The organism is Mesorhizobium sp., assembly GCF_004962925.1.
Lineage (GTDB): Bacteria > Pseudomonadota > Alphaproteobacteria > Rhizobiales > Rhizobiaceae > Mesorhizobium.
The window spans coordinates 1-8,421 of sequence record NZ_SUEO01000147.1; the positions used below are offsets into that span (position 1 = coordinate 1).

Sequence of the window (8,421 nt, forward strand, 5' to 3'; positions counted from 1 at the left end):
CTCCTCGACATCGTGCCCAAGGCGCTCGAGGGCGGACACCGTCGCCAGCACCGTGGCCTTGACCTCTGGGTCGATGGCCGTGCTGTTTGGCGGCGTAGCCGTAAAGCCGACGCGCAGTTTCCTCGGCGCGCGCGCAGCGCGGCGAGGTTGCGCCTGCCGAGCTTGTCGAGGCGGCCATTACCATGATCGAGCGGCTCAACCCGGCGCTGAACGCGGTGGTCCACCGCCTCTACGACATGGCGCGGGCTTCGGCTGAAACGGTCGACAGAAGCGCGTCCTTTGCCGGCGTACCATTCCTGCTCAAGGAGCTGGCCTCGTCCTGGACCGGCGCGCCGAACACCAATTCCTGTTCATTCCTCAGGGATGTCGTCGCCGACTTCGACACCGAGGTCGTGCGCCGCATGAAGGCGGCGGGCCTGGTGCTTGTCGGCAAATCCAACGCGCCCGAGAATGGCTGGTCGATCACCACGGAACCAAAACTTTACGGCGCAACGAAAAACCCTTGGGAGAACGGCATCACGCCAGGGTTCGAGCGGCGGCGCGGCGGCGGCCGTCGCCGCGCGCATGGTGCCGATCGCCGAGGCCAGCGATGGCGCCGGCTCGATCCGTATCCCGGCCTCCTGCTGTGGCATCGTCGGCCTAAAGCCGTCGCGCGGACGCGTCAGCCTGGCGCCCTTCGGCGACTATTGGTATGGCGGCGCCTATTTCCTGTGCTGCTCGCGGACGGTGCGCGAAGGCGGAGCTAGGCCTCAGGCCAGCTCGACGGTCCGCCCTTCCTCGATGCTTTGCTCCGCGGCAAGCACGATGCGCAAACTGTTGACCGCGGCATCCATTTGCTCGGTCAGATCAAGATCCTCGCGGATGGCGCGCAGGAAGAATGCCTGCTCGCGGTCGCAAAGCTCCTGGTGGCCGGGTTCGTCCTCCATGCTGACGATCTCGTCCGGCTTACTGAAATTCTTGTCGCCGTCCACCTGTGCATAGTGGATCTTGAGCGCATCGGTCTTGGTGTGCCGGTCGATATCGGCTGAATCAGACACCTCGGCCAGTTCGGCTGCGTTGCTCGCCTGCTGGCCGGCGACGATCGAGACCGCACCCTTCGGCCCAACCACGTCCTTCACGAAATAGGCCGTCTCGCTCATCATCGGACCCCAACCCGCCTCGTACCACCCGACCGAGCCGTCATCGAAGGTGACATGCAGATGGCCATAGTTCTGCTTGGCGGCATCCGCCCACAATTTCGCGCCGATGCCGTGCACGCGGACCGGCTTGGCGCCGGTCAGCTGGCACATCACGTCGATATAGTGGACGCCGCAATCGACGATCGGGATCAGCGAATCGATCAGGTTCTTGTGCCAGTGCCAGGCGCTGCCGCTGCTCTGCTGGTTGAGGTTGAGCCGCATGACCAGCGGCTTACCGAGCGTCTTGCCGACCTCGATGAACTTGATCCACGACGGGTGGACGCGCAGGATGTAGCCGAGCACCAGCTTGCGGTTCTTGGCACGCGCCGCGGCAACAACCTTTTCGGCATCCTCGATATTGGTGGCGAGCGGCTTTTCCATGAACACATGACAGCCGGTGTCGATCGCCTTCAGCGCATATTCGGCATGCGTGTTGGGCCAGCTGTTGATGGAAACGGCATCCGGCCTGGTCTGCTTCAGCGCGAGGTCAAAGTCCTCGTAGAGCGGATAGCCGGCTAATTCCGATGGGATCTTTGTGTTGCTCTTGATCGTGCGGCTCATGATGCCGACGATCTCGAAACCGTCCAAGCGATGGTAGGCGCTGGCATGCGACGCGCCCATATTGCCAAGACCAACCACCAGCACTTTCACCTTGTCGGCCAAAGCCACCTCCCTTTTTTGATTTGATTGGGGCGGCGATGCAGTCGCCGCCCATAAGAATTGCCGAGCGCGCTACTTGACCGCGGAGTCGAACAGATGCGCCTTGATCTTCTCGACGTCGAGCGCGGCAAAGCCCTCCGACAGTTTGTAGCCGTCGGCATCGGCCTTGACCTTGGCTTTGTCGAAGGTATTGGCGGGGCCGATCAGCTCGTTGGTGCAGACGTCCTCGGCCTTCACCGGACTGGTGATCTGGCCGATCTTGTGGATCTCGTCGAAAAAGCCCTGCCAGCTCGCCATGTCGTGCGAGCCCCAGCCTTCGCGCTTGTCCATGTCGCCGCGGAAGACGTTGATCTGCTGCAGGATCGAGGTGGTGCCGAGCTCGGGCCCGAGATTCTTGGCCAGCGTCGGGAACTGCTCGAACACCGCTTCGACGGCCGCGCGTGGATTCTGGTAGCCGAACTCCAAGCCCATCGCCCAGCCGCGCAGGTACTTTTCAAGGAATGCCTTGCGGTCGGGATCCCCCAGATCGGCCGCACGCACGACGAAAGTGTTTGCCGGCAACTTCGAATTCTGCACGCCGAGCCAGTATTCGAAGTCGAGCCCTTTGGCGATCCACTCGGCGCGCAGCCCTTCCCATGACAGGGCGGCGTCGCCCTGGCCGCCGGCCAGCGCGGTGCCCCAAGTCGGCCAGCCAGCCTCGACATACTTCACCTTCTTGATGTCGACGCCTTGCGCTGCCAGCAGCGGATCGGTGATCGACTGCCAAGCGGCAGAGCCGAGCAGGATGGTCTTGCCCTCGAGCTTCCTGAGGTCGTTCGATCCCTCGCCCTTGCGGAAGGCGAAGCTGAACGTGTCGCGCGCGCCCATGTGGAACACGGATTTGAGCTTCATGCCGTTCTGGATAGCGAAGGAGAAGACGCCGGGCGAAGGGAAGCCCATGTCGGCCTGGCCGACATCGACGAACTTCACCGTCGCGGTGCCGTCCGACGGTCCCGGCTGCATGTCGGTGTCGAGATCGCCGAAATAGCCTGCTTTCTTGGCGGCCCAATAGGGATAGTCGTCGAGCACTTCGAGCGTGCCGCGCGGCGAGATCCAGGTGAATTTTTCATAGGCCTCAGCCTGCGCCCTCAAGCCCGAGGCGCCGAGCGCCGTGGCCGTCACTAGGCCGGCGCCGGTGACTTGCAGGAAGTAGCGGCGGCTGATCCCTGCGCTATGGCTGATTGAACTTTCTTTGGTCATGGCATTCCCCTTTTTGTTGATTGCTTTGCCCTGACGCCCGCCTCCCGGGCGCCTTTATCACCTCTGTGCTCACGCCTCCCAGCTCGCCCACTTCTTGCCGATCAGGAAGAACAGCACGTAGATCAGGATGCCGAGGGTCGAGAGGATCAGCACCACCGCGAAGAACTGCGGCATCTGGATCATCGACGAATAGGTGGTCAGCCGGTTGCCGAGGCCGAAGCCGCCGCCGACCATCTCGGCGCCGACCGCTGTCAACAGCCCGAAGATCGCACCGATCATCAGGCCGACGAGGATCATCGGCAGCGCCATAGGCGCCCGGATCTTCCAGAATATCTGCAAGGTGCTGGCGCCATAGGAACGCGCCAGTGCGATCTTGGCGCTGTCGACGCGGCGAAAGCCGGTCGCCGCATTGATCATCACCATCGGGCCGGCGGCGAGCGCGACCGCGATGATGCGCGGCGTGTAGCCGAAGCCGAAACGCAGGATCAGAAGCGGCACCAGCGCCAGCATCGGCGTGGTGACCAAGAGCAGGATGTACGGCGCCACGATCTTCTCGGCGAACGGGAACTGCGTGATCACCGCAGCCATCACCAGGCCGACGATGGCGCCGATCGAAAAGCCGGAAACAAGTTCCACCAGCGTGTAGCCGAGATGCGGCGCAATCAGCGGGAACTCGTCGAACAGCGCATAGGCTATCGCGCTTGGCGCCGGCATGATGTAGTGCGGCACATTGAACAGCCGCAGCGCCAGCTCGATGCCGCCGATGATGATCACCGCAACGGCGATGATAGCCGCGACCTCGGCGCCCGACCTGATGCCGGGGCCGCTGGCGAAGGCCGAAAGATTGGTCAGGCTGACCTCATGCCCGTCGCCCGTCTTGGTCTTGGAAAATTCCGGGATAGTGTCGCCTCCGCTCACGGCCTGATCCTCACAATTTCGGCGTTGCCGCGCTCCCGCGCCTTCGGCCGTACACGCTCGCCGACAATGTCCATCTTGATCGTGTTGGTGAGGTCGAAGACTTCCTTCGTCGCCATGATCTCCAGCGAGCGCGGGCGTGGGAATGGCACGCGATATTCCTTGGCGACACGCCCCGGCCGCGCGCTCAGCACCACGACCCTGTCGGAAAGGAAGATCGCCTCCTCGATGCTGTGGGTGATGAAGACGATGGTGGTCTTCGTATCGAGCCAGATCTCCTCGACGAGACGGTTCATCTCCTCGCGGGTAAAACTGTCAAGCGCGCCGAAAGGCTCGTCCATCAAAAGCACGGAGGGCTTCAGCGCCAGCGCCCGCACGATCGCCGCACGCTGCTGCATGCCGCCCGAAAGCTCGCGCGGAAACTTGCCGCCGAAGCCGTCTAGCCCGACGCGGTTGACGAGATGCGCGATCCAGGCGCGATCCGGCTTCTCGCCCTTGATCTCGAAAGGAAAATGGATGTTGGCGTCGAGATTGCGCCAGGGCAGCAGGTTTGCCTCCTGGAAGACGATGCCGATATCCGGATGCGGCCCGGTGATCTCCTTGCCGTCGAGCCGGATTGTCCCGCTGGACAGACGATGCAGCCCGGACATCGACCACAGAAGCGTGGTCTTACCGCAGCCGGAAGGGCCCACGATCGAGACAATTTCATTGGCGTGGACGTCGAGGCTGCAGCGGTCTAGCGCCAGAAGGTCGCCGGAAGCCGTATGATAGATCTTGGTCGCGCCCTGCACGCCAAGCTTCGGGGTTTTTGCATTGCCCGCGTTCATGCGCCCCTCGGAGATTGCGCGATGATCCAGTGGGTCATCCGTCCGTAAAAATCAGTCTGTAACTATCCTACTTTACTGTCAAGCAGCGACCGCTGCTCTGGTCAGAGGGATCGTTTGTGCCAAGGCTACTTCCTTGTTTCAGCTAGTTTTTCTATTTCTTGAAAAGCTTGTTGCTTTCCTACATACTTCGGAAACCGGCCGCGTGAGGCGGAGCAGGCAAGCGGTGCGCAAACATGGTAGAGGTCGAGTCCCACGAACATCAGGGGAATGATTCATGACCGAAGCTGAAGGCCATGCACGACTGACTTCGGATGGCGAGCCGGATACACGCGATCATGTCAGGCGCATCCCCGACATCATCTCGCTGGTCAAGGACTCTTACGGTGAACTGCGCCCGGCGGAGCGGCGCGTCGCCGATGTCGTGCTCGACGACGTCAGGTTCGCGGTCGATGCTTCCAATGCCGTACTCGCCCAGCGCGCCGGGGTGAGCGAACCGACCGTGACCCGGTTCTGCCGCGCCATCGGCTGCGAGGGCGTGCGCGATTTCAAGCTGAAGCTGGCGCAGAGCCTCGTCGTCGGCGCGCTCTATCTGAGCAAGCCGCCGCCCACCAGCAACGACAATGGCATGCCGTTCTGGAATGCCGTGTTCGGCGAGGCGCGCCGGGCGCTGCAAGAAGCAGAACGGCAGCTCGATCCGGCGCAGCTGGTGAAGGCGGCCGAGCTCATCGCCAAGGCCCGCCAGGTCACGGTGTTCGGCCTCGGCGGCAGCTCCTCGGCGCTGGCGCAGGAAACCCAATACCGGCTGTTCCGCTACGGCATCACCGTCAGCGCCCAGTGCGATCCCTATCTGATGCGGATGACCGCCTCCACCTTGAAGCCCAGCGATCTAGTGATCGCCATCTCGGCAACGGGGCGCACGCGCGAAGTGATCGAGGCGGTGGAACTCGCCAAGCACTACCGCGCCAACGCGATCGGCGTGACCGCGCCCGACACCGATCTGGCGCGCGCCTGTGACGTCAGGCTGACGGTGGCGGTGCCCGAATATCCCGACACGCTGAAGCCGACGGCGTCCCGCTTCGCCTTCCTGGCCGCGATCGACCTGATGGCCGTGGCGGCCGCCTACAAGCTCGACGGCTCGGCCCGCGAGACGGTTCGCCGCATCAAATACAACGCCCAGATCCACAGGACGGGTAAGGAGATGGAACCGCTCGGGGATTGACGGGCGCCACGTCCCTTCTCCCCTTGTGGGAGAAGGTGGCCGAGCGAAGCTCGGTCGGATGAGGGGTGTTCCAGCTTGGAACCACCGGCGCTCCGTCCAGCACCCCTCAACCGTCTTGGCGCTGCGCGCCAATCCACCTTCTCCCACAAGGGGAGAAGGAAAAACCGGGCGGCGCCGACTTGAAAAGATAGAAGGACCACAGATGCTCGACATGGCACCATCGAAACAGGCGGCGACCTGGCTTTCTTCCCTCTCCCGCGCACTCGAAGCGGGCGACGCCGAGGCCGCGACCAATCTGTTCGCCGAGGACTGCTATTGGCGCGACCTGCTGACCTTCACCTGGAACATCAAGACGATGGAAGGCCGCGCGGCGATCCGCGACATGCTGAAAGCCACGCTGGCGACGGCACAGCCGACTGCCTGGCAACTCAGTGGCGAGGCGAGCTCGGATGAAGGCATCGTCGAAGCCTCGTTCACTTTCGACACGGCATCGGCGTGGGGTCAAGGCATCATGCGTCTGCAGGACGGCCGGTGCCAGACGCTGTTCACGGCGATGACCGACCTCAAGGGGTTTGAGGAGCGCAAGGGGCCGGCGCGGCCGCTGGGTGTCCGCCACAAGGCCGATCCGGACCGCGAGACTTGGGCAGAGGCGAGGGCGCGCGAGACGCGTGAACTCGGCGTCGGCCAGCAGCCTTACTGCCTGGTCATCGGCGGTGGCCAGGGCGGCATCATGTTGGGCGCGCGGCTGCGGCAGCTCGGCGTGCCGGCCATCATCATCGAGAAAAACGCTCAAGCCGGTGATTCCTGGCGCAACCGCTATCGCTCGCTCGTGCTGCACGACCCGGTCTGGTACGACCATCTGCCCTACATCCCGTTTCCGGAAAACTGGCCGGTGTTCACGCCCAAGGACAAGATGGGCGACTGGCTGGAAATGTATACGCGCGTCATGGAGCTCAATTACTGGACCTCCACGAGATGCGTCAGCGCCAGCTATGACGAGGCCGAAAAGGTCTGGACGGTCGAAGTCGATCGCGCCGGCCAGCGCATCACGCTGAAGCCGAGGCACATCGTCTTCGCCACCGGCGCCTATGGCCCGCCGAGGCGGATCGACCTGTCGGGCGCCGAGGCCTTCCAGGGCGAGATCCTGCATTCCAGCCAGTATTCCAGCGGCGAGAAATTCCGCGGCAGACGCGTCGCCGTCATCGGCGCGGCAAGTTCGGGGCACGATGTCAGCGTCGACCTCTGGGAGAGCGGTGCTGAGGTAACCATGATCCAGCGCTCGCCGACCACGGTCGTCAAGTCCGACACGCTGATGGAGGTCGGCTTTGAGATCTTTTCGGAAAAGGCGCTGGCGCGCGGCATCACCACCGAGAAGGCCGACATGATCGTCGCCTCGACGCCGTTCGCGCTGCTGCCGCAAAGCCAGCGGGCGCTCTACGACATCATCAAGGCGCGTGACGCGGCCTTCTACGGCCGCTTGCGCGGCGCCGGCTTCGCCATCGATTTCGGTGACGACGAGACCGGACTGCTGATGAAGGCCTACCGCACCGGCTCGGGCTACTACATCGATGTCGGCGCTTCGGATCTGATCATCAACGGCGAGATCGGCGTCCGCAGCGGCGTCGGAATCAAGTCGCTGACGCCGACAGGGATCCTCTTCGACGACGGCACCGAGCTGGCGGCCGAAATTATCATCTCCTGCACCGGCTATCAGTCGATGAACGAGACGGTGGCGGCGATCGTCTCGCGTGAGGTCGCCGACAAGGTCGGCCCGTGCTGGGGGATTGGCTCGGGCGTGAAAGGCGACCCCAGACCATGGCAAGGCGAATTGCGCAACATGTGGAAGCCGACGGCGCAGGAGGCGCTGTGGTTCCACGGCGGTAATCTGGCGCTGTCGCGCTTCTATTCGAAATTCGTTGCGCTGCAGATCAAGGCGAGGATGGAAGGCATTGCGACGCCGGTGTATGGGGCGCCGGGGTGAAGCTGTAATCTCCCCCCTTGAGGGGGAGATGCCAAGTTTTGGCAAGGAGGGCAGGCCAGAGGGGTCGCCGCGCGTCGAGCACCAACCTCCATCCGTTGCAGGAAGGTGAGCCCGGCCGAACCGACCCCCTCTGTCGCCTTCGGCGACATCTCCCCCTCGAGGGGGGAGATCACCCACGCCCGAAATGCCTGGCCACCACATCGATATGCGTGTCATGCGCATGGGCTTGGAAGCGCTCGGTATCGCTGAGATCGTTAGCCGCCTCGTTCGGCCACCAGGTACCGCCAATCACGATGCCATCTGAAACCAGCCTCTGCTCGGCGACCAGCGAGGCGCCGACCGCATCGACAAAGGTGAAACTGCCCGGGCGCAGCCGCAGCACCGCGATATCACCGACGGCAC

At 63.5% G+C, this 8,421-nt stretch carries 7 protein-coding genes and 2 pseudogenes; 4 read left to right on the top strand and 5 right to left on the bottom strand.

Translation table 11 applies throughout. The annotated features are described in order from the left end of the window. Positions 1 to 186 (top strand): hypothetical protein (locus E5W87_RS24460; RefSeq protein WP_292403380.1); only part of this gene is annotated, 186 nt, incomplete at its 5' end. Next, positions 183 to 621, top strand: a pseudogene (locus E5W87_RS24465) (amidase family protein); the annotation flags it as partial. The gene E5W87_RS24460 and the pseudogene E5W87_RS24465, both read left to right, overlap by 4 nt. A gap of 128 nt (positions 622 to 749) precedes the next feature. Here E5W87_RS24465 and E5W87_RS24470 read toward each other — a convergent pair. The 4 genes from E5W87_RS24470 to E5W87_RS24485 form a co-directional block, all read right to left on the bottom strand. Beyond that, positions 750 to 1,841: a Gfo/Idh/MocA family oxidoreductase gene (locus E5W87_RS24470; protein WP_292403382.1), complete on the bottom strand. Its 1,092-nt coding sequence runs from the start codon at positions 1,839 to 1,841 to the stop codon at positions 750 to 752. A gap of 69 nt (positions 1,842 to 1,910) precedes the next feature. Beyond that, positions 1,911 to 3,077 (bottom strand): ABC transporter substrate-binding protein, encoded by a 1,167-nt coding sequence (locus tag E5W87_RS24475; RefSeq protein ID WP_292403385.1) that lies wholly within the window; start codon positions 3,075 to 3,077, stop codon positions 1,911 to 1,913. 69 nt (positions 3,078 to 3,146) lie between these two features. Further along, positions 3,147 to 3,995 carry an ABC transporter permease gene (locus E5W87_RS24480; protein ID WP_292403390.1) on the bottom strand — a complete coding sequence of 283 codons (849 nt, stop codon included), beginning with the start codon at positions 3,993 to 3,995 and terminating at the stop codon, positions 3,147 to 3,149. Then, positions 3,992 to 4,819, bottom strand: a complete 828-nt coding sequence (locus E5W87_RS24485; RefSeq protein ID WP_292403393.1) for an ABC transporter ATP-binding protein — start codon at positions 4,817 to 4,819, stop codon at positions 3,992 to 3,994. The genes E5W87_RS24480 and E5W87_RS24485 overlap by 4 nt, the downstream gene beginning before the upstream one ends. Positions 4,820 to 5,093: 274 nt before the next feature. Between E5W87_RS24485 and E5W87_RS24490 the strand changes: the two genes are divergently transcribed. Together E5W87_RS24490 and E5W87_RS24495 are read left to right on the top strand one after the other, a co-directional pair. Beyond that, positions 5,094 to 6,038 (top strand): MurR/RpiR family transcriptional regulator, encoded by a 945-nt coding sequence (locus E5W87_RS24490; RefSeq protein ID WP_292403396.1) that lies wholly within the window; start codon positions 5,094 to 5,096, stop codon positions 6,036 to 6,038. Between the two features lie 202 nt (positions 6,039 to 6,240). Next, positions 6,241 to 8,019 carry an NAD(P)/FAD-dependent oxidoreductase gene (locus tag E5W87_RS24495; protein ID WP_292403398.1) on the top strand — a complete coding sequence of 593 codons (1,779 nt, stop codon included), beginning with the start codon at positions 6,241 to 6,243 and terminating at the stop codon, positions 8,017 to 8,019. A gap of 169 nt (positions 8,020 to 8,188) precedes the next feature. On the opposite strand, the pseudogene E5W87_RS24500 reads toward E5W87_RS24495, so the two are convergent. Further along, a pseudogene (locus E5W87_RS24500) lies at positions 8,189 to 8,421 on the bottom strand (amidohydrolase/deacetylase family metallohydrolase); the annotation flags it as partial.